22 protein-coding genes are annotated in these 20,466 nt (G+C 44.2%); 12 read left to right on the top strand and 10 right to left on the bottom strand.

Going from position 1 to position 20,466, the window contains the following annotated elements:
- Positions 1 to 21: 21 nt before the first annotated feature.
- From xerC to A3729_RS26250, 7 genes are all read right to left on the bottom strand, one after another.
- A complete protein-coding gene (gene xerC, locus A3729_RS26280; RefSeq protein WP_068512856.1) occupies positions 22 to 918 on the bottom strand; it encodes a tyrosine recombinase XerC in 897 nt (298 codons plus the stop codon).
- A gap of 61 nt (positions 919 to 979) precedes the next feature.
- Positions 980 to 1,729: a DUF484 family protein gene (locus A3729_RS26275; protein WP_082870321.1), complete on the bottom strand. Its 750-nt coding sequence runs from the start codon at positions 1,727 to 1,729 to the stop codon at positions 980 to 982.
- 153 nt (positions 1,730 to 1,882) lie between these two features.
- The gene (gene dapF / locus A3729_RS26270) at positions 1,883 to 2,713 is read right to left on the bottom strand and encodes a diaminopimelate epimerase (protein ID WP_068512859.1); all 831 of its coding nucleotides are present in this window, start codon (positions 2,711 to 2,713) and stop codon (positions 1,883 to 1,885) included.
- A gap of 39 nt (positions 2,714 to 2,752) precedes the next feature.
- A complete protein-coding gene (lysA, locus tag A3729_RS26265; protein ID WP_068512862.1) occupies positions 2,753 to 4,006 on the bottom strand; it encodes a diaminopimelate decarboxylase in 1,254 nt (417 codons plus the stop codon).
- 76 nt (positions 4,007 to 4,082) lie between these two features.
- On the bottom strand, positions 4,083 to 4,268 hold the full coding sequence (locus A3729_RS26260; protein WP_068512865.1) for a lipoprotein: 186 nt from the start codon (positions 4,266 to 4,268) through the stop codon (positions 4,083 to 4,085).
- A gap of 135 nt (positions 4,269 to 4,403) precedes the next feature.
- Positions 4,404 to 7,274: a class I adenylate cyclase gene (locus A3729_RS26255; protein WP_068512869.1), complete on the bottom strand. Its 2,871-nt coding sequence runs from the start codon at positions 7,272 to 7,274 to the stop codon at positions 4,404 to 4,406.
- A 45-nt stretch (positions 7,275 to 7,319) separates the two neighbouring features.
- Positions 7,320 to 7,865 carry a hypothetical protein gene (locus A3729_RS26250; protein ID WP_068552932.1) on the bottom strand — a complete coding sequence of 182 codons (546 nt, stop codon included), beginning with the start codon at positions 7,863 to 7,865 and terminating at the stop codon, positions 7,320 to 7,322.
- Positions 7,866 to 8,122: 257 nt separating this feature from the next.
- Between A3729_RS26250 and A3729_RS26245 the strand changes: the two genes are divergently transcribed.
- From A3729_RS26245 to A3729_RS26205, 9 genes are all read left to right on the top strand, one after another.
- Positions 8,123 to 9,130: an AraC family transcriptional regulator gene (locus tag A3729_RS26245; RefSeq protein WP_068514159.1), complete on the top strand. Its 1,008-nt coding sequence runs from the start codon at positions 8,123 to 8,125 to the stop codon at positions 9,128 to 9,130.
- Positions 9,131 to 9,278: 148 nt separating this feature from the next.
- Positions 9,279 to 10,484: an alkane 1-monooxygenase gene (locus tag A3729_RS26240; RefSeq protein ID WP_068514162.1), complete on the top strand. Its 1,206-nt coding sequence runs from the start codon at positions 9,279 to 9,281 to the stop codon at positions 10,482 to 10,484.
- Between the two features lie 22 nt (positions 10,485 to 10,506).
- Entirely contained in the window at positions 10,507 to 10,668 is a 162-nt protein-coding gene (locus tag A3729_RS26235) for a rubredoxin (protein ID WP_068509148.1), read from the top strand.
- A gap of 411 nt (positions 10,669 to 11,079) precedes the next feature.
- Positions 11,080 to 11,661 carry a hypothetical protein gene (locus A3729_RS26230; protein WP_068509149.1) on the top strand — a complete coding sequence of 194 codons (582 nt, stop codon included), beginning with the start codon at positions 11,080 to 11,082 and terminating at the stop codon, positions 11,659 to 11,661.
- 85 nt (positions 11,662 to 11,746) lie between these two features.
- Positions 11,747 to 12,184: a hypothetical protein gene (locus A3729_RS26225; RefSeq protein WP_068553596.1), complete on the top strand. Its 438-nt coding sequence runs from the start codon at positions 11,747 to 11,749 to the stop codon at positions 12,182 to 12,184.
- 160 nt (positions 12,185 to 12,344) lie between these two features.
- Positions 12,345 to 13,052, top strand: a complete 708-nt coding sequence (locus A3729_RS26220; RefSeq protein ID WP_068634444.1) for a GNAT family N-acyltransferase — start codon at positions 12,345 to 12,347, stop codon at positions 13,050 to 13,052.
- A 159-nt stretch (positions 13,053 to 13,211) separates the two neighbouring features.
- A complete protein-coding gene (locus A3729_RS26215; protein WP_068514174.1) occupies positions 13,212 to 13,850 on the top strand; it encodes a hypothetical protein in 639 nt (212 codons plus the stop codon).
- A gap of 21 nt (positions 13,851 to 13,871) precedes the next feature.
- Positions 13,872 to 14,708 (top strand): crotonase/enoyl-CoA hydratase family protein, encoded by an 837-nt coding sequence (locus A3729_RS26210; RefSeq protein ID WP_231872162.1) that lies wholly within the window; start codon positions 13,872 to 13,874, stop codon positions 14,706 to 14,708.
- A gap of 66 nt (positions 14,709 to 14,774) precedes the next feature.
- A complete protein-coding gene (locus A3729_RS26205) occupies positions 14,775 to 15,251 on the top strand; it encodes an NYN domain-containing protein (protein WP_068634443.1) in 477 nt (158 codons plus the stop codon).
- Positions 15,252 to 15,322: 71 nt separating this feature from the next.
- Here the strand turns inward: A3729_RS26205 and A3729_RS26200 are convergent, their stop codons facing one another.
- Positions 15,323 to 15,838 (bottom strand): helix-turn-helix domain-containing protein, encoded by a 516-nt coding sequence (locus A3729_RS26200; RefSeq protein ID WP_068509360.1) that lies wholly within the window; start codon positions 15,836 to 15,838, stop codon positions 15,323 to 15,325.
- Between the two features lie 455 nt (positions 15,839 to 16,293).
- Between A3729_RS26200 and A3729_RS31900 the strand changes: the two genes are divergently transcribed.
- Complete coding sequence (locus A3729_RS31900) at positions 16,294 to 16,455, top strand: hypothetical protein (RefSeq protein ID WP_156490459.1); 162 nt, start codon at positions 16,294 to 16,296, stop codon at positions 16,453 to 16,455.
- Between the two features lie 77 nt (positions 16,456 to 16,532).
- Here A3729_RS31900 and A3729_RS26195 read toward each other — a convergent pair whose 3' ends face one another.
- On the bottom strand, positions 16,533 to 17,810 hold the full coding sequence (locus A3729_RS26195) for an O-acetylhomoserine aminocarboxypropyltransferase/cysteine synthase family protein (protein ID WP_068514179.1): 1,278 nt from the start codon (positions 17,808 to 17,810) through the stop codon (positions 16,533 to 16,535).
- 203 nt (positions 17,811 to 18,013) lie between these two features.
- Between A3729_RS26195 and A3729_RS26190 the strand changes: the two genes are divergently transcribed.
- Complete coding sequence (locus tag A3729_RS26190) at positions 18,014 to 18,850, top strand: mechanosensitive ion channel family protein (RefSeq protein WP_068514182.1); 837 nt, start codon at positions 18,014 to 18,016, stop codon at positions 18,848 to 18,850.
- An 86-nt stretch (positions 18,851 to 18,936) separates the two neighbouring features.
- Positions 18,937 to 19,659: a YdiY family protein gene (locus A3729_RS26185; protein ID WP_068509581.1), complete on the top strand. Its 723-nt coding sequence runs from the start codon at positions 18,937 to 18,939 to the stop codon at positions 19,657 to 19,659.
- Positions 19,660 to 19,808: 149 nt separating this feature from the next.
- Here A3729_RS26185 and A3729_RS26180 read toward each other — a convergent pair whose 3' ends face one another.
- Positions 19,809 to 20,432, bottom strand: coding sequence for a helix-hairpin-helix domain-containing protein (locus A3729_RS26180; RefSeq protein ID WP_068514185.1), 624 nt, complete (start codon positions 20,430 to 20,432; stop codon positions 19,809 to 19,811).
- Positions 20,433 to 20,466: the final 34 nt, after the last annotated feature.

The following is a 20,466-nucleotide window of genomic DNA, read 5'->3' as shown; positions in this document are numbered from 1 at the left end:
AACAAACAAAAATGATAATGCTTATTTTGTATTTCGTTTTCTGGCTCTAGGGTGAGATGCATCATACACCTCAGCTAAATGTTTAAAGTCTAGATGAGTATAGACCTGTGTGGTGGAAATATCGGCATGGCCTAATAATTCTTGTACGGCGCGAAGGTTTTGACTCGACTCCAACATGTGGCTTGCAAAAGAATGTCGCAGCATATGCGGGCTGACATCATTAATAATACCTTTCTCGATTGCCATTTTTTTCAAGCGAACCTGAACATTACGTACACTTATCCGCTTTCCTTGCTGGCTAATGAAAAGTGCGACCGCCTCTTCTCCCAAGCAATCGCCACGAAAGGCTAACCACTCTTTTAGCGCTTCAATGGCCTTGCTTCCTAATGGCAAGTGCCTTTCTTTGCCACCTTTACCCAGCACATCAACAAAACCTTCATCAAGATTTATGGAATTTACATTCAAATTTACTAATTCAGAAAGGCGTAGACCTGAAGAATAGAAAACCTCGAACATGGCGTGATCACGAATCACATGCCAATCGCCACTATCGTTATCTAATAGATGGTTAATTTGATCAACATTCAAGACTTTAGGCAGTTTTTTGCTCCCTTTTGGAACCGGAACATCCAGACACGGATTGTGTTCTAGCAAAGCATGTTTAATCTGGTAATTGTAAAAACTACGTAGTGACGACAGTGCTCTTTGAATACTCTTGCTAGAAAGCTGCTTACGGTGCAGGTAAGAAACGTATAAGCGGACATGAGCGTGACTGAGCTCACTCCAAGCGTGAATACCCTGTTCAGAGCACCAAGTATGAATACGCTCCAAGTCACGCCTGTAATTGGTGTAAGTGTGATGGGAGAGCCTCCTAACGACCAGTAAATTATCGAGAAACTCTTCTAGTAACTTTTCCATCACTGCCTCGAATTCTCTACCGGATCATTAAACCATTTATGGCGACTCGCTTCGAAAATATCTATTCCAAGAGCGAAGGAACTGAGTCCTCTACCTGCTGTCGCTTAGCAGCCAACAACAGATTCGGCAGAATACGGCTGATAAAATCGCTGATATAAGAAAGGAATAAAGAGCCCATTGAGCTATCAAAGTGCTTAGCATCGCGACTGCCCAAACAGAACAAGCCCAAAAGCTCACCATTTCGTAAAGGAATCACTGCCGCTGAACCGACTTCTTCGGGGTTCGGGAACAAGCATGCACGCTCTTCGTCTCGGAACTGCCCGCAAACTGCTCGTGTATGATCGAGAATACCGCCTAGCTGCCCCCGAGCCTCATCGATCGAAATGACTTTCACTTCGCTAACAGGGTAGTCACTTGGCTTACCAAACAATAAAATGCTGCTGAAGTCGATATTCGCATCATTTTTGAATGCCTCATTTACGACCATTTCAATCTCATCAAGGCTCTTCACCTCTAACAAGTTTAATAACAGGCGTTTGGTCTTCTCAAAATGAGCATCATTCTCATGCGCAATGGAGATCAGTTCATTAAGCTTGTTTTTCAGCTCATCACGGTGCTCTCTAAATACTTGCACCTGACGCTCCCCTAAAGATATCGCAGCGCCGCTCGCATGAGGTATTTTTAGCTCATTCAACAAGTAATCATGTTGAACAAAGAATTCAGGGTGAGTCTTCAAATACTCAATAACGTCAGTTTCTTGAATACTCGCAGCTTGCGGGCTTACTTCAGCGTTTACTTCTTTATTGCTCATACTATCTTCACTAATACGGTTCACTATGTCTGGGGGAGTCCATTCAAAACTTATATTTATTTATCTGAAATCTATCAGTATTACGATGTGGGCTAAGAGATCACGAATCTAGTTCAAGCCTCACTAAACGCCTATCGCTAACTAAGTGTAGCGCTAAATTCGAATTTTTCCTTCGAAAACAGTCATAGCGGGGCCTTCCATCATTAACGGTGAGCCGACGCCCTGCCACTCAATTTTTAGATTACCGCCAGGCAAGCGAACCTCAACTGGCGATTCCAGCACACCTCGGCTTATTCCAGCGGCAACAGCCGCACACGCACCGGTACCACAGGCCAAGGTTTCACCCACACCTCGCTCGTAAACGCGTAGTTGGATAAAGCGCTTATGTACTATTTCCATAAAACCAACATTCACACGCTCTGGAAAGCGTTCATGCGCTTCAATCAATGGTCCTAAATGCGCAACCTGCTGATCACTCAATTCAGGCACCTGCAAAACAGCATGAGGGTTGCCCATAGACACCGCAGAAATCTGCAAGGGTTCACCATCGACATCGATGCTGTAACTATCTGCTGGAGCATCCGCTGTAAATGGAATACTTTCTGGGTCGAATACTGGTTCGCCCATGTCTACAAGGACGCGACCATCATCATTGACCTTTAACTCAATATCGCCTTTTTTTGTTTCGACCCGAATACTATCTTTGTTGCTTAGCTTCTTCTCGCGCACGAAGACTGCGAAACACCTGGCACCGTTACCACACTGCTCAACTTCTGAACCATCGGCATTAAAAATTCGATAGCGAAAATCAACATCAGGCTTGCCAGGTGGTTCGACCAACAAAAGCTGGTCAAAGCCCACACCTAAATTACGATCAGCCATTCGGCGAATTTGTTCAGGACGAAGGTGAACATGATGGCTGATCATATCAACCACCATAAAGTCATTACCCAAACCATGCATTTTGGTAAAGTTCACCACCATATTGTTTTCTCCCGATACCTAAAATACTCTAAATGCCCACTAAGGCATCAAATTCTCAAGCGCTAGTTGATCATCAATTGTTTCACGCTTACGCGCTAATACGACTTGCTCACCATCTACAACCAGCTCTGCCACACGACCTCTGGAGTTGTAGTTCGAGCTCATTGCAAAGCCATAAGCACCTGATGACATTACCGCGAGCAAGTCGCCCGCCTTAATAGCCAAATCACGATCTTTACCCAAGAAGTCGCCCGTCTCACAAATCGGCCCTACCAAATCATAGTGATGACGCTCACAATCAGAACCCGGCTCTTTTTCTACCCGAATAATATTCTGCCATGCGCTGTATAAAGACGGGCGTAGCAGGTCATTCATCGCCGCATCGATAATCGCAAAGTGCTTATCTTCGTTGTGCTTCAGAAATTCGACCCGTGTTAATAAAACACCTGCATTCGCAGCAATGGAACGTCCTGGCTCCAAAATAACCTTTAGACCTCGATCCCCGATTTTTTCTAACAAAGCGCTGATATAGTCAGCCACTTCAGGTGGCTGCTCGTCATCATAAGTAACGCCTAAACCACCACCCAGGTCAAGGTGCTCGATCACGACCCCTTGTTCTGCAAGCTGATCAACCAAAAGCAAAACTCGCTCTAATGCATCAAGAAATGGTTCCGTTTCAGTTAGCTGGGAGCCGATATGGCAATCAACGCCTATCACCTTTACGCCAGCCAGCTTGGAAGCAGCCTGGTAAATCGCTGGGGCCTGCTCAATGGCAACACCAAACTTATTATCTTTTAAGCCGGTCGAAATATAGGGATGAGTGCCCGCATCAACATCAGGGTTCACGCGTAATGAAATCGGTGCGACTTTGCCCATCTCCAAAGCAACATCATTTAAACGATAGAGCTCTGCCTCGGACTCAATATTGAAGCAATGAACACCCACCTCAAGCGCGCGTTGCATCTCATGTGCTTGTTTGCCGACACCTGAAAAGACCACCTGATCTGCACTACCACCAGCACGCAGCACTCTTTCTAGTTCTCCGACCGAGACAATATCAAAACCGGCACCCTGCTTGGCAAGAATATTCAGTACAGCCAGATTAGAGTTTGCCTTGACTGCATAGCAAACTAAGTTCGCATGCCCTGCAAAGGCTTTTTTATAAGCCTGATAATGCGCCTCAAATGCTGCACGTGAATAAACATAACACGGGGTGCCATACTGTTCAGCGATCTGGCTTAGTGACGAATTTTCTGCATACAACTCGCCATTCTGGTACGAAAAATAACTCATGATTTATAACACTTTTTAATCGCCTGAACCGCTTCAGGCTTGGATAGAATTTGCCAATCACCCAGGATTGCTAAGCTTAGTTCTCAAACTGCTCTTCTGGGGCTCTCGTATCTCGTTTCTTTTTTTCTGCCTTATCGGAAGCAGGACTTTCCACCACTTCCGACTGATTGTGCACAGGCAAATAGAGATCACCCTTTTGGCCACAGCCTTGCACCAGTACCACACATGACATGATAAAAAGAGGCGTAAGTTTTAATCTCATACGTTTACTCACACCTCGAAATAAAGGCCGAAAAAGAATAATTTCCGAAAGGCTCATGGGAAGATACGCGTCAGCTGCCAAAAGGCAGGAATTATAACGAGTTGAAGGGCAATTGACTATTTTTAAGTACAAACCCTAACGAGAAGACTGTTTTTGTATGGCTCGATGCAGAGCCTTGTCAGCCTTTGCAAACCAGCGCAATACTTCCAGGGTTTTCGCCGAATCACTGGATGCTACGCTAAATTGAGATGAGTGATTGCTAAGCAAGACCTCCGACACCATAAGCGGCAGTCGGTCAGATACCTGCTGCTTATTAGCATAATGGATAAGCGCTTCATATTGCTGCTCTCCATGCGCGGCATTACTAAACTCCATACCCTGAAAGCTCAAGTCGCAGTTCGACTGGTAGCCTTCACTGCTAACATGAACCTGTACCTCACTCACTGCACAGTGTGGAATATCTTTCAGCGCCCGTATACGATAACCACCGTCTTTCGCCTTGGTGATTTTATTAAAGCTCACCGTAGGCATTTCACCTCCCAGGCTCATATCTGAGAGCTGCCTTGTTTCCAACATCCGAACCAGGCACTCATTCAATGCAGAAAGTAGTAGCATCTCGTCACGCCCCGTTAAAACCAGGCGCAACAGGCTACCCTGCTCGTCCAATATAATTAACTGATAGGTATCGTGATGCAAAAAGAAAAAAACCTGAATATTACCAGGCATATTGTAGGGTAAAACTGCTGCAACCAGGGTCTCTCCTGGCTGAGCGTATTCATCAAAAATAATTGGGCTATAGTGACGCTGCCCCTGCTTTAAGGCTTTGTAGAGCTCCACCTCATTTGCATAGGAAAAATACCTGAACTGCTCATCAACATACTGAACCACATAGTGACGCCCGCCCATATCGAGAACATAGCGAACAGAGCGGACACGTCCATCTGGAAAAAAAGCTTTCTTGATCGAGGTAAAGACACCTTCAACACGCGAAGCAATAATACTCGCTCGCTGAGGGCAGAAACAAAATACACGTAATTCACACTCGAAGTCACTTTGCTGTGCCAAACAAATCTGCAAATAAGACTGCAGGGTTTGCATCAGGGTATCACCCACTTCAAAACGGTGCGCACTGACTTCATTCCAGCTATTAATACTGATTTGATCTATCGTGCGTACCAGGTTAAAGCGATCGGTACTGTAGTCGAGTGCATCTGTACGATCACTTAAACGCTGCATCCCCCGTTCCGCTAATTCTTCCATGGGGTCTAAACCAACGCTCACAAACAAGACCACCTGTGTAACCTGCGCAGCCTTAACAAAGCTTGCCTGATTCACTGGTGGAAGAGGTACGCTAATACTTTGCTGCAAAGCACGAATCATCTGCTGAACTTCTTGTAGCCTGTAGCCCGTATCACCCGGTACCAGACTTAAGCGAGTGGAGCTATTTACAATGCCGTTAAAATATAGCCATGCAAGTAACTCCACCATCGAAGTAAATTTCTTCAAGGGCACTTCAAACGAAGCATCTGAATCAGTACTTAGATTCCTGTATAACAGCCAGCCGCTTTGCTCACTTGGCATCAACTGAGAGCTGGTATGGTGAATAGCCAGGTTCTCTTCCCATAAGTCCCCGACAATACCCGGATTAACCCGCTCAACCTTACCTGCTTTCTTCTGAAAATTTGCGTATAGCTTTCTGCCCAGGAGGTTAAGGTCTTCAGCGGTAATACTGGAGCGAATACCATGAGTGCGAGCATACTGTGACAAAAACCGATAACAGTAACTCAACTCTGCCACTAAGACTTGGCGCTCGACCAGAACCTCATCAACTTTCCATTTGGCGCGAGAGTCCAGGTACCTGAACTTACTCTCTGACCAACCCCAGGTTCGGACAATTTTTTCCAATAGTTTTCTCTGCCATGAAGGCCCCCTTCCCGATGGGGATCGAGAGAGTTTTTTCGCAACTTTAATGTAAAAGCTCTTCTGAACAATATCGAGCCGTTTATGTTCTTTTCTTTTATTTAAATAAGCTTCGAGACGCTGATAGACAAGAAGATATGGATCCAGATCTTCAATACCTAATTCATCATCATAAACAGCGCGCTTATAAACCTGACTCAAAGTTTCAGCTTCCGGAAGCTCTTGGGCATAAACTTCCGCCAGCAAGATTTTCAGTACTGATTTATAGGGCGAGTCCAGGCCTTTATATAGCTGCCATAGCCCAGCACCTATCAACTCACTTTTAGGAATAAACGCAGCGCTACCAAAATCGAGAACCTCTTGCTGTTTAATAAAACGTTTACTCAACAGGAGATCAACTTTCTCCTCGTATTCTCCTTCTAAATTTGGTGGAATCAGCCACCAAATTGGGTAACGCCCCGCTAATAAAATCGCAGTACGATAAAACTCGTCCAGCAGCAAATAATGTTGTGCAGAACCACTACTTTCTTTATCCATGCGGTTATTCAAGTGCCCAGCCTTAAACTTTTCCGCATTCATCAAAAAAGTATGAAGCTCCAAGCCTAGACTGTTTGCCCAATCATCTATCTTCTTGGCTTTTTCTGCGAGCGAAGCCATAGCGTCTTCGCCCAGGCCAGGGTCAAAGCACAACCATAAGTCCACATCACTCGCTTCAGAGTGCGCTAAGGTTCCAGTACTGCCCATCATGTAGAGAGCATGTATCTGGCTAAGCTGGCGGGAGCCTGACTTAAACTTAAAGGTCTGGCTAAAGGACTTTGCAATACTTAAAGCTGCTTTATCGGGTTGATAAGCCGACACGCCGGCGGGTGCATCTTGCGCGACATAACCCGGCATCAGAGGGTGGTTAACGTGGTAAAGTAAAGGCAATACATAAAGGATATCTTGATGTCGGGAAGACAAGCCCTGTCGACAGCGCTCGAAGCGATCAGCATTGACCTGCAAAAAACGGTTCTTAATGGTCTTTAAGAGTTTCCGGTCGACACCATCTTTATAGTCTGGCGCTAATTTGGTTTTAAATGTGCTCATACCCAGTCTACTACCAGATCCAGAAAGGGCTTATCAGCCATAAAACTAAAATAACTCGATCTCTGATTCCATCAACGAATCTTCCACCACGACCGGCTCACTAACAAAACTAATCTCTTCGGAAAAGAACTCCACTCCGATGTGAAAAGCACAAGCTTCCCCATCTACCTCAATATAACTGGAGAAGCGGGTAGGGCCAGGTTCAATCAAGTCGTTCAACTCAACACCAAAAGACGTCGTCGGCAGCCCCAAGGTAATCTCTTGCTCATGCGACATTAACTTTGTCTTCAAACGCCCGATCAACTGATTGGCCATTTCAGAGATCCAATCTTCCAGGGACTCCTCATCAACGACAGTGATGTTTGGTACCGGATAGGTCATAGCAAGTACAGTCATAGGCAGCTCAAGCGCAAGCGCAAGCTTGATTTCCATATCTTCAGAACCTGCATCGATAAGCGCTACCGGCGCATCTAACCAATCAGCCTCGTTAGCCGGTGACATGTTCACATCACAACTAAGGCTTGCCAGAAGCTCTTTCAAAGAGTCTTCATAAAGAACATGAATATGTTGTGCTACTTCTAGTGATTTCATAACGTTAGCTGTCTGCGCACCTTTCCATTTAAAGCAGGCTATCCCTAGGGACCACTTTCTGAGTTTAATATATTAATATGCGTCGAATAAGCTTAGACCAAGAATAATCACTAAGCCAAAGCACGCTTACAAAAATATCTCAAAATTAAGCGAGTTTAGTACTATAGTTTTTTCATGTAATAATTGTTTATCATTTTCGCGCTAAACAATCGAGCTAGCCCAAAAGCATACTCACAAGAACAACAAGGCAAACAATCTTGAGCGATAACGTACTCTCTTCTATCTCTTACTTGCATCAGTTTATTCGGTATAGCGAAGAGCAAAACCTGGAACTCAATTACTCACACATTACTAACACACTAGAAAAGCATAAGGGGCAGGACTTTATCCCCTTTAACGATTTCAAGGACTTTGTTCATGACATTTATAGTAAGTCCAGTTGTCCATGGCTAGGCCTTCACTTTGCCCAAAAAATTCAGCTTTCCAGCCATGGCAGCTTAGGTTTTGCCGTTTCTCACGGTATTGACTTAGGCGAATGCCTTGAGCTGATTAGCCGCTATTATCAAACCCGCTTGCAAGCCATCGGAATTAACATTCAAGTTAATGGCGAAGATTGCCTTTTAGAAATTAAAGAAACTTGTACATGGGAGCCCATACGAGAATTACTCTACGAAGTTTTACTCGCGTCTTTACTCAACGTTATAGAGTTTGTAATTGGCAAGGGCGTCGAACAGTGCACCGTTTGCTTCCCCTATAAGGCACCCGCATGGCAAGACAAGTACGTAGAGCTACTGCCTTGCTCTGTTCACTTTGACGCTAAGACTGCCGGAGTCACTATCCCAAAGTCTTTACTTAAGATCACCAGCGTTACGGCAAACCCTCGCTCTGTTGAACTGGCGCGCGCACAATGCGACGAAGAGCTTTCTCGTCTGAACCAATTTGATAGCCTTGAACAAAAAGTTGTCTCGCTTGTTGAACAGGCTCACGATTACTCTTTATCGATAGAAGAAATCGCGAGAAACCTGAATATGTCCAAAAGCACACTCGCGAGAAAGCTAAAAACAGAAAATACTTCTTTTAGTAAGGTCATGGCTAACTTACGAAAAGCTCAGGCAAAAAACTTACTACTGAATACCCAATCAAGCATTGAAGCCATTGCACTGACTCTAGGCTATGATGATGCTTCCAACTTTAACCGTTCATTTAAGCGCTGGTTCGATAGCTCACCATCGCAATTCAGACAAGCTCACAAACAGTCCTTATAAGCCAAGATCTAGTCTTTATTGAATCAAAATGACTACTAGTTGAGCCCAAATAACCTGTTTGCGCTAGTCACGCTCTCGTAGAATGGTTTTCATCAAAAGTGCCCACGCACCTAGATTAAACCCTATAAGAAAAACAAGAGAGCGTATTATGAACACTACCGTTTACCCTCAGCAAACTGGCGCATGGATCCGTAGCAAACGCTACTGGTACTTACTCTCTATCCTTACGCCAATGATTCCTTTAGCCTCCGCTTATGCTGCCGTTGAAACCGGTTATGGCCTTTGGCTTTGGTTTACTGTGGTTTTTCTTTACGGCATGCTACCTCTAGCTGATCACGTATTTGGTGAAGACCGCGCTAATCCAGACGACGAACTCGTTTCACAGCTCAAAGACCAAAGCTATTATGTCAATATTATGTATATTGCGACCGCCTTGCACTGGGTTTCTCTCGTTGGTATCGCCTTTGTTGTATCTCAATATAACTGGTCCTGGATCAATATACTCGGCGCTGCACTCAGTGCGGGTATTCTCAACGGCTTAGGTTTGGTTGCAGGTCATGAAATGGGGCATAAAGTGAAAGATAGAAAGCAAGTTGCCGCTGCGAAAGTCATGCTGGCTACCAGTGGTTACGGCCACTTTTTTATCGAACACAATAAAGGACACCACAAGGATGTTGCAACACCAGAAGATCCAGCATCTTCACGCTTTGGAGAGAATATTTACAAGTTTGTAAAAAGAGAGATTCCTGGTGCGTTTCGACGAGCCTGGGGGCTCGAAGCAAACCGCTTGCACCGTTTAGGAAAATCAGAATGGTCTTGGGATAACGAGATTCTGCAACCAGCAGCGCTCACCATTTCAGCCTATACCCTGATGCTTGCCTTTTTTGGCCCGGTTATGATCCCCTTCCTATTAATCTCGGCCGCTTATGGTTGGTGGCAGCTGACATGCGCCAATTATGTAGAACACTATGGATTACTTCGTTTGAAAAAAGAAAACGGCCGCTATGAGCGCTGCCAACCTCATCACTCCTGGAATAGTAATCACAAAGCATCCAACCTGGTTTTATTACACCTTCAGCGACATTCAGACCATCATGCGCACCCTACACGCCCATATCAAGTTCTTCGTGATTACGACGACGTCCCCTCTCTACCTTCTGGCTACCCGCTTATGTTTTTGGTTGCCATGATCCCACCACTCTGGTTTTCAATCATGGACAAAAAAGTCATAGATTGGGCTGGTAATGATATGGACAAAGTCAATATAGACCCAGACTCCAAAGAACTGGTCTACAACAAATATCACCAGCCACCTGTGAGTGATAAAGTCAGCGAAACAGCCGAAGCAGCTTAAGAGACATAAGGAGGTTTAGACCATGAGTCAATTTCAATGCCCTGACTGCGGCTATATATATGATGAAGCTAAAGGTGCCGAGCACGAAGGCTACCCCGCTGGCACTAAGTGGGAAGAGGTTCCTGAAGACTTTCCCTGCCCTGAGTGCTTTGTCAGAGAAAAACCAGACTTCATCGCCCTATAAAGCAATCAACTTACCCGGACAGAGCAATGCCCGGGTATTTCTACAAAAGGCCAAGCTTGATCTATATCAGCTTGGCAGCATAAATAATTTTATTTTAGAGCGAACCCGGAGCTCACACTCGTTCCCATTAATTCACCCACGCGATGCCCAGAACAACTATCACGTTTATCAAGCTGGCACATACACTAAGCAAACGACTGCAGCACCACCACACAACTGTTTACTGGTTTTGACGATCCGTGAACTAGAATTTGTTTAGGCCCTTTTCCTTACCTTTATTTCGCTTTCAATGCGCTCTAATCTAGGCTTGCAAATATTTCGCACAGCAATCGCAAAGGACAATTCACTATGCACCTACTCAACCCAAAGAAGTTTGCTCAAGAATAACCTGACAAAGAAACGCGCGACATCATGCTAAAGACTATCGACTTCTTTGAAGGGCTAGGGCTCGCGAAAACCAAAGCCAATTATGAGAGTCGACGCTGGTACACTGAGTTTCTTGAATTCAACAAGAAGGAACAGATTTTTGCCAAACTACTCACCCCAAAAGGGCTCGGAAAAACTCGCTTCCACGACTATCACTTGGCGTATGATAAATGCGACTTGCCCAACGTCAATATTTTCAAAAAGCAGATAGCCATCTTCAAAAAAATGCTCATGCTGGCCCGCCCAAATAAGATGCAAATTAAGGACATCGACTTTTTACTCATTGTCGGTGAGTTATTTACCTTGGTCGCTTACGGCCAGTTGATTTTAGAAAGCTGGGATCTGAATGAAATTGACGATGACCTAATTGATCAAATATTTGATTTTATGGTCAGAGACTTCTCAAAATATGCACTTCAACTTTACTCTAAAACTAGCAACACAAAGGTTCAGCAAGTTTTCTGTCAGCTGATGCTAAGCAAGCCAAAGGCTTATTCGAGGCGCTTTGAAAAAGTTCTGAACGACTTTGCCTATGCGAAGAAAGACAGCTATAAAATGAATTCTTAACTATTTTTGCTATACTAGCTTGGTCCGGTTTTTAATAATTCGGGCCAGCTAGTATTTTGACTCCGATATTTCTAAGGTAGAAATTATGCAGGAAAAAGCGAAAGAGATTCTTATCATCGGTACTTACGGTATCGATATATTTCACGGCATGGTCGACGAAATGGAACAACGGGGCTATTTGGTTTTTACCACGACCTCAGCCCAAATAGCCCAAGAATATCTTCAAAATAGGAAGTTCGATGCAATTATTATCAATCTTGAGCCTGACGGAAAAGGAAGCGTTGCCGAAAGCGGACTGCTAAATAAGTTTATTGAATCGCCCTTGCAAGCCAATGCGATTTGTCTGGGCGTGAGTGCTCACTACCCTCACTCCCTGCCAAGCGATAAGAATGAAAAACACCTACAAATTCTGGCGGGCTGGCTCACCCTACCAGTTAAAGCAAACGTGCTCGCTGACCACATTGTCGAGCTGATAGACTCTCCCCATAAATTTACGATTAAGGAAAAACTAACTTCCTTGTAGGCTTAATATTGTTTAGCGCGTATTTGATGCACTTCTCATTATTTTCGTTCTGGCGACTACTCAGCCTTAAAACTGACCGTTTATCGGAGACTTGATTACAAAGTCATAGCGTTTTCTTAAGCTATATCTATCGCCCCTTACTGTAATCGTAGGTAGAGCAATGCAATCACTTCAGCTGGTAGATAACTTCATCGCACAGTTCAACTTTGTCTGTGCTTACAGTGAAGAACAAAAACGTATAGCTTATCAAATACGTTTTAAACAGAGCAAAGAAGACTTTGACGGACTCACTCATGTTGAGCAGGTCATTGACCAATATGACCACAACTCGACACACCTGCTCCTTCAAGAGAATAGCAGCAGACAATATATTGCCTGCATACGTATCAGCCACTCAGTTGAAAGCTTATCAGCGCAACCCACCTTGCCCTGCCAAAGGGCAAACTCCTGCTCACTAGGGTTTATCGATCAGGTATTTTCCTCTGGATGCCATTTATCTTTGTGCGAAATATCTCGACTTAACATCAACCCCGAGTATTGCGACACCGAAGCCAAAAAGTACAGTTTTTCAGAAGCAATGTATCTGGCAGCCTTCTCTCTTGCACGTTTACGCTTCGATGACCGAATTTTACTTTCGCTCCCCTGCAACGAATTCAAACGCTTACGAGCTCGCGGCCTCCAGCTAGAGCAGACCACGAACAAGCTGAACAGCGATAGTGAAGACTTATTCTGGCTCTCCAGTGAATCCGGTATTCTGGATAACAGCCCCGCTTATGATCTTTATCAACATATTCTCGGCTGTATTACTCATCAACTCAATCAACCTCTTTTAGATGGCGATGACCTTATCGCTAATGAGGGAGTCTAAGCAAAACATAACAAGTTCGTCCGTCATGGCAGCTTATGTTACCGATGTATAATCTTCCATATCACAAATGCTACCTATTAGTTATTCATAAGTTTGAGGGTTTCAGCTAGACTCTTATTTTTATCTCGTCTCGCATTACTCTTTACTTAAGGAGCCATCGTGGATCTAATCGAAGCTCGATCTATGCAAGCCAAGTGCATACTCAATCTGATGACAGTTGTCGCCAAAGACAACCTTTCAATTACGCAAAGGGAAGATCTACCAGAAAAAGCCTACGATATTGGCTGCCTAGTGGGAATGCTTGAAGGCGAGATTTTCAAGATCGTCAAAAGTCGCAGTAGCATCGTCGACGACCTTCCTTTTAAAGATAAAATCCTCGAACAATTTGTGAACGGCGTAACTGTAGTTATTCATCGCTTGCTGCTCGACGAAAATCAGGACCAACTCGCTCAAGATCAAGCACGCCTTGATCGACTTCGACAAGAACTAAAACAAAATCTAGAACATACAGAAACCCTCCTGGAAAATGCTACTCGCCTTGAAAGTGCACTTAGCAATAATGCTTTATATCGTGACTCGGCAGAGGTCTTATCAACCTTCCAAAGCAATGTCGCGACCATGCAGAACATGTATCAGGTTAAGGCTCAAGAACATGAGATGTTAAATATACTTGTCGACAAGAATGAAGCCTTACTGCTACAAACCGACCACTCACTGTCAGCACTGCCAAAGCTAAGTGATGCCAGCAAACTAGTCGACCTCAAACAAGAATTTCTCCGTATTGAGCAAGACACATAGAAACTGTATTACGGGCCAAGCATGACCAACCTAATCGACCTTTCGCACAATATGCAAACCTTTAAAGAGCTACGCGTTCAACAAGACGGGCACGTCTTGCTTGTCTCGTTGAATAGACCTGATATTCACAATGCGATGTCTCACGAAGCAATGGTTGAAGAAATCGAGCGTGTATGCGATTTAGCAAACAATAACAGCGAAATTCGCGTCATGGTGCTGACCGGAGAAGGAAAGAGTTTCTGCGCCGGCGGCAATGTCAAAGATATGCTCAATAAAACTGATATGTTTGGCGGCAATAAAGAAGAAATAGAACAAAGCTATAAAAACGGAATTCAGCGTATTCCTTTGTCCTTATGGAATATCGAGATCCCCGTTATTGCCGCCGTAAATGGCGCCGCAGTCGGTGCAGGCTGTGACCTGGCAATGATGTGCGATATTCGCATCGCTTCCGATAAAGCCCGCTTTGCCGAAAGCTTTGTCAAACTTGGCATCATTCCGGGAGACGGCGGCGCGTGGTTCTTGCCAAGAATTATTGGCATAGCAAAAGCCAGCCAAATGGCACTGACTGGCGATATGGTTGATGCTCAAACAGCGCTATCTTGGGGGATGGTGTCTGAGTGCATCGAAACTTCAAACATGCTTGAGCGCGCACTTTCAATCGCACATAGCATCGCTTCAAACCCGCCTCTTGCCGTTCGAGCCACTAAGAAGCTACTACGTCAAAGTGAACGACTCAAATTACCTGAAATGCTAGACCAATGTGCAAAAGTTCAAGCTGGTCTGCATCAAACAGAAGATCACTTAGAGGCAGTGAAAGCTTTACTAGAAAAACGCGCTGGGCAATATCACGGGCACTAAAGCAGTAAGTTTTAGGTCTTCTTATGCAAGAGAGGCCATCACCACTATTTTGGAAAAATTTAGCCAATGGAAACTCTTTCTATTTTGGTCGACGTACAGAATATTTACTACACGACCAGACAAGCCTATGGCCGCCATTTTGATTACAATGCATTTTGGGCAAAGGTGACCCAAAATCGACACGTCGTTAATGCCGTGGCCTATGCAACGGAGCCCGCAGATGAAAAACAGAGACAGTTTCAGAATATACTTAGAGCGATAGGGTTTAAGGTAAAGTTGAAGCCCTACATTCAGCGCGCTGACGGCTCTGCTAAAGCTGATTGGGATGTCGGTATCACACTCGATGCTATGGAGTTTGCGGCACACAGTGACATCCTTGTTTTAGCATCTGGTGATGGAGATTTCGACCTGCTCGTCGATCGAATCAAACTGAAACACAGCTCTGCTGTAGAGGTCTACGGCGTTAAAGCACTAACAGCTTCGTCACTGATATGTTCCGCCACTAAGTTTGTCGCAATAGATACTGATTTATTACTTAACTAAATTCAGATCAAGCGATATGCTCGCCACTATTATCTTTACAACAATCTCATCGAGACTCTGAGTACTTATACTCAATAAACAATGTCATGAATATGCTCGGGGTCATCTGTCGTTAACTCCCCTCGCTCCAATTTCTTCTCTACACCTGGCCCTAATACTGGCTTCATATCCCTGGCATGTAAGTCATGTGCACAATGATCGCAAGCAAAACGAGGGCTGGAAACATGACCACAAGTTTTATGCTGGAACATAATCGGTGCACCGTCACCATCACATAGCCACTTGTCACCCCATTGAACAACCGTCATCAGCACCGGATAAAGATCCATTCCTTTCTCAGTTAAATGGTATTCATAACGAGACATCTTCTCGTCATATAAGACTTTGGTTAAAACCTCAGCTTCCACCAAACGATTTAGACGGTCAGACAAACGATGGCGGGTTATCCCTAAAGATTTTTGAAACTCTGAGAAGCGCCTGACGCGGCGAAATGCGTCCCGGATGATTAACAGCGTCCAACGATCACCAAATATTGATAATGCTCTAGCAATTGAACAAACCTGAGAGTCAATCTCTTCCCAACGCATAGCTACCTCTTTGCATTTTATTTGAATTATTCGCGCCTAATAAGACTAGCCACTGTTCCAATATACAAAGTTGATCTAAATCAAAAAAAGCCATTATACCAGAAATAGAACAGTATTTTAGCAAGTCGTCACAATAGATTCACTTGACGAGTTCTATTATGGAACCATATACTTTACACAAGGTTCCAAAACGGAACTGTGATGAATTTGGCATTTTTACCCTAAGCCATATTTGTCTAATCCACCAAATAGTGAGGACTCGCTTATGAGCATCATGAAAGCTATTTCTAAATGGATTGATTACGAACTAGGGATTAGAAACATTGATTTGGAATTAGAAGCAGGCGACTTAGACTGAGCTTGCAGTTCGTATTCCTTCATGAGTTTACTTGTATTTATCGAAGCGCCAATACTTGCGCTGTAGTCTTTAAATAGACATTAAGAGGAATAAAATTATGTTTGGATTTCCATTTTTTACTAGCCTTATCGTAACGGTTGCAATGGTTGTCGGTTTTTCATTTATTATTAACCACGGCATCCAAAAGAAAAAAGCTAACAATGAAGACGCTATCTCTAATACAAGCCAAGGCGAAAAAGACACTAACTGCCACGCCTAAGCTAAGATCGCCGCTCTATTGAGCGAGTAAAATTGAGATAGAAAAATTGAGGCTGCTACATAGCAGCCTCTTTCGTTCTAGCCTACCGAAGCCTTCAGTGCTTGCTCCAAATCTTCAAGAATGTCATCGATATGCTCGATACCGATTGATAGTCGAATCATTTCAGGCGTAACACCCGCGACTTTCTGTTCTTCCTCTGTCATTTGCCTGTGCGTTGTCGAAGCAGGATGACACGACAATGATTTAGCATCACCAATATTTACCAAACGCTTAAACAGTGCCAAGGCATCATAGAAACGCGTACCTGCCTCTAAACCACCTTTAATTCCAAAGGTCATAATGGCCGACGGTGTACCTTTCATATATTTTTTGGCTAGCTCATGGTTCTCATCTGAGGGCAAGCCACCATAACCAACCCACTCAACTAGATCGTGCCCTTCTAGAAATTCGGCCACTTTTATTGCGTTTTCACAATGACGTTCCATACGAAGACCTAGCGTTTCAATTCCCTGAAGCAATAAAAAGGCATTCATAGGTGATAAGGCCGCCCCGGTATTACGCAAAGGAACTGTCCGGCATCGTCCAATAAAAGCTGCTGGCCCCATTGCCTCGGTATAGATCACGCCATGGTAAGCAGGTTCTGGCTCGTTCAACATAGGGAATCGTTCAGCATGCTCCGCCCAGGGGAAGTTTCCTGAGTCAACGACAATCCCGCCTAACGAATTACCATGCCCACCCATATACTTGGTAAGCGAATGAACAACAATATCTGCCCCATACTCAATAGGCTTACATAAAGCTGGCGTGGCAACTGTATTATCAACGATAAGCGGCACCCCCTTATCATGCGCAATCTTCGCCATGCCTTCCAGATCGATAACATTACCCGCGGGGTTACCAATACTCTCGCAATAAACGGCTGCGGTATTTTCATCAATCAGCTTTGCTAAGGACTCAGGCTTATCATCTTCAGCGAAACGTACATCAATTCCCTGGCTCGGCAGCATATGCTTGAAAAGTGTATAAGTACCGCCATAGAGCTGAGGTACTGAAACAATATTCTTGCCCTTGCTGGCGATCGTTATAATCGCGTAATGAATGGCAGCACTGCCAGCACTCACAGCCAAGGCCGCAATACCTTTTTCTAACTCCGCTACTCTTTTTTCAAGCACATCGTTAGTGGGGTTCATTATTCGCGTGTAGATATTACCCGGTACAGCCAGGTCAAATAAGTCAGCACCATGTTGAGCATTATCAAACTCGTATGCGACTGTCTGGTAAATAGGTGTTGCTACGGACTTGGTTGTAGGGTCTGTTTCATATCCGTGATGAATTGCGATGGTATCGTCTTTCATTTTAATCCTCGGCAATAATGATGAATGTTGGCGAATACGGGACACCGGAACAAAGAATCATAGATCAATTCCCAATAACACACACGCACTCAGATCAATGAAATATAAATAAACTTTCTTTGTGACTTTTTCTCTTTTGCTTCTGTCTATGCTTCTGAATTTAAATTTCAAACTCACTTTTTTACTTAATCAAGGAAGCTTAAATGGAAGATATCAATCAAAGCAGCGATCAGATTCAAGAGCTGTTACAGACAGCCTACACACTCAGCTTAAGTTACGGCCCCAAACTGGTCTTAGCGATCGTTACGCTCATCATCGGCCTATGGGTCATCAATCGCTTCATACGCACTCTTAACAACAATCTCACAAGCAAGGTCGATGCGACGCTTGGTCAATTCGTCTGCAGCATTCTTTCAGTTATTCTGAAAGTAGTCTTGTTGATTTCAGTTGCCTCGATGGTCGGCATCGAGACAACATCATTTGTGGCAGTACTCGGTGCTGCCGGCTTAGCTGTTGGCCTAGCTCTTCAAGGAAGCCTAGCCAACTTCGCCGGAGGCGTTGTCATTCTGCTATTCAAGCCTTTCAAGGTAGGAGACCTGATTGAAGCTCAGGGCTACATCGGAAGCGTATCTGAAATTCAGATTTTCAACACCATTCTAAAGACGGGCGACAACCGAGTCGTCATCATTCCAAATGGCTCTCTTTCGAGCAGCAGCATGGTGAATATTAATAAAGAAACTACTCGCCGAGTCGATCTGAGCTTTGGCATTGGCTATGGCGACGATATTGACCAGGCCAAGTCTCTGCTGAAGTCACTCGCCAGTCATGATGCCCGAGTACTCAAAGACCCGGCTCCTGTATTTGTCGTTGCAGAACTTGCCGACAGCTCGGTTAACTTTACAGTCCGCTTATGGGTCAACACTAGCGACTACTGGGGTGTATTCTTTGATATGCAAGAAGGCGTGAAGAAAGCATTTGATGCGCACGGCATTTCAATCCCCTACCCACAACAAGATGTATATATGCATCAAGTAGCATAAACAAGAGACATTACTCTAGTAAATCGCTAAGATACGGCCAAAATTGAATCGTATCTTAGCCAAGCTTTATGAAAGGAAGAAATACTATGCAACACCTTAAACTTGCCACAGCAATTGCTCTCATCTCTACAAGCCTAAGCGCCACAGTAAACGCTGAAGAGGTCTCTGAACCTAACTGGGATGCAACGGCTGAACTTGGTTTTGTGATGACCAGCGGCAACTCGGATACAGAAACACTAAATGCCAAATTTAATGCTTCAACTGAATACACTGATTGGAAGCACACACTTCAACTAGAGGCGCTTAACAGCTCATCAAATGACGTAAGTTCTGCAGAAAGATATTTTGCTGAAGCGCAGTCTGACCGAAAGCTCTCTGATAGAGCTTATGCGCTTGGCGTCATCTCGTGGGAAAAGGATCGCTTTAGCGGTTTTGACCATCAAACCTCTATCGCACTGGGTTTAGGCTATAAAGCTATTGCAGAAGATAATATGGAATTGAATTTCGAGCTTGCGCCTGGTTATCGTGTGATCGAAGACAACAATGGCAATAACGAAGAAGATAGCATTATTCGTGCAGCTGAGATCTTCTCTTGGAAATTCAATGAAACATCTAGCCTTGACCAGTTCCTGAATACAGAAGCCGGCGACAGTAACACTGTGACACGTTTTGGTATCTCCTTAACCAGTCAGGTGCAAGAAGCCTTGTCAATGAAGGTTGGTTACACCATTAAGCATAGTTCTGATGTTCCAGCAGGTGCTGATAAAACTGATCGTGAAACGTCTGTCACGTTAGTCTATAAGCTGTAGCATTACTTTTTATGTAGGCAGCGATGGTGCTAACCCGCCAGCGAGCCGCGCAAGGCTCTGCCTACAGCAGAAAAGAAAGTATCAATCTGAAATTTCAGATACAAAAAAGGCAGCTTAATCGCTGCCTTTTTTATTGAAGCTTGAAACGCTTACTTCAACAATTCTTTAGCTTGCTCAACCCAAGAGTCTGAGCCGCGTACTGATTTGAACTCAGCCAACTTATCGGCAGGTGCATTAACGATATCTTCCAAGCTATTAAATCCCGCTGCATTCAATTTCTTAACCGTCGCAGGGCCAACACCTTTCATCGAAGAAATACCAGACTTAGCTGCACCAGTGGCTTTCTTAGTTGCTGTTGACGCTTTTGCTTTAGCAGTAGTCGCCGCCTTCTTAACAGTTGCTTTGGCTTTTTTAGCAGGCGTCTTTGGCGCTGGCATAATCTTATCCGCCAGAGGAAGCTTGCTTAATGCATCTTCAAGTTGACCAACCAGCTTATTCTTAGTCTCTAGCAAAGCTTCAGCACGCTCTTCAAATTCTTTCTGCTGCTTATTTAGCTGCTTTTGATACTGCTTCTCGATTTTCTTCAACCACTTTGTTGCAGGCTTAGTCGCCTCTTCACGCAACTCGTTTACTTGTGCAGTCAAATCATCAACCTGCTTCTGTAAATCTTTCTTAGTTGAAGTAACTTTCTTGTTGATATCTTTCAACAAGTCATTGCTCAGCTCTTTAACCTGAGAAACTTTCTTATCAATCTTCTTTGACGTTTTACCCATGCTTCACCCCTATTAAAACTACAAACAAATTAAA

This window comes from Oleiphilus sp. HI0043 (assembly GCF_001634935.1).
Note: the sequence above shows the minus strand (reverse complement) of the source record. Positions and strands in the feature narration are given on the sequence as shown.

What these genes read in the sequence shown, in the direction of transcription:
- xerC (WP_068512856.1), bottom strand. Translation starts at nt 918, where the DNA reads ATGGAAAAGTTACTAGAAGAGTTTCTCGATAATTTACTGGTCGTTAGG.
- A3729_RS26275 (WP_082870321.1), bottom strand. Translation starts at nt 1,729, where the DNA reads ATGAGCAATAAAGAAGTAAACGCTGAAGTAAGCCCGCAAGCTGCGAGT.
- dapF (WP_068512859.1), bottom strand. Translation starts at nt 2,713, where the DNA reads ATGGTGGTGAACTTTACCAAAATGCATGGTTTGGGTAATGACTTTATG.
- lysA (WP_068512862.1), bottom strand. Translation starts at nt 4,006, where the DNA reads ATGAGTTATTTTTCGTACCAGAATGGCGAGTTGTATGCAGAAAATTCG.
- A3729_RS26260 (WP_068512865.1), bottom strand. Translation starts at nt 4,268, where the DNA reads ATGAGATTAAAACTTACGCCTCTTTTTATCATGTCATGTGTGGTACTG.
- A3729_RS26255 (WP_068512869.1), bottom strand. Translation starts at nt 7,274, where the DNA reads ATGAGCACATTTAAAACCAAATTAGCGCCAGACTATAAAGATGGTGTC.
- A3729_RS26250 (WP_068552932.1), bottom strand. Translation starts at nt 7,865, where the DNA reads ATGAAATCACTAGAAGTAGCACAACATATTCATGTTCTTTATGAAGAC.
- A3729_RS26240 (WP_068514162.1), top strand. Translation starts at nt 9,279, where the DNA reads ATGAACACTACCGTTTACCCTCAGCAAACTGGCGCATGGATCCGTAGC.
- A3729_RS26235 (WP_068509148.1), top strand. Translation starts at nt 10,507, where the DNA reads ATGAGTCAATTTCAATGCCCTGACTGCGGCTATATATATGATGAAGCT.
- A3729_RS26230 (WP_068509149.1), top strand. Translation starts at nt 11,080, where the DNA reads ATGCTAAAGACTATCGACTTCTTTGAAGGGCTAGGGCTCGCGAAAACC.
- A3729_RS26225 (WP_068553596.1), top strand. Translation starts at nt 11,747, where the DNA reads ATGCAGGAAAAAGCGAAAGAGATTCTTATCATCGGTACTTACGGTATC.
- A3729_RS26220 (WP_068634444.1), top strand. Translation starts at nt 12,345, where the DNA reads ATGCAATCACTTCAGCTGGTAGATAACTTCATCGCACAGTTCAACTTT.
- A3729_RS26210 (WP_231872162.1), top strand. Translation starts at nt 13,872, where the DNA reads ATGACCAACCTAATCGACCTTTCGCACAATATGCAAACCTTTAAAGAG.
- A3729_RS26205 (WP_068634443.1), top strand. Translation starts at nt 14,775, where the DNA reads ATGGAAACTCTTTCTATTTTGGTCGACGTACAGAATATTTACTACACG.
- A3729_RS26200 (WP_068509360.1), bottom strand. Translation starts at nt 15,838, where the DNA reads ATGCGTTGGGAAGAGATTGACTCTCAGGTTTGTTCAATTGCTAGAGCA.
- A3729_RS31900 (WP_156490459.1), top strand. Translation starts at nt 16,294, where the DNA reads ATGTTTGGATTTCCATTTTTTACTAGCCTTATCGTAACGGTTGCAATG.
- A3729_RS26195 (WP_068514179.1), bottom strand. Translation starts at nt 17,810, where the DNA reads ATGAAAGACGATACCATCGCAATTCATCACGGATATGAAACAGACCCT.
- A3729_RS26190 (WP_068514182.1), top strand. Translation starts at nt 18,014, where the DNA reads ATGGAAGATATCAATCAAAGCAGCGATCAGATTCAAGAGCTGTTACAG.
- A3729_RS26185 (WP_068509581.1), top strand. Translation starts at nt 18,937, where the DNA reads ATGCAACACCTTAAACTTGCCACAGCAATTGCTCTCATCTCTACAAGC.
- A3729_RS26180 (WP_068514185.1), bottom strand. Translation starts at nt 20,432, where the DNA reads ATGGGTAAAACGTCAAAGAAGATTGATAAGAAAGTTTCTCAGGTTAAA.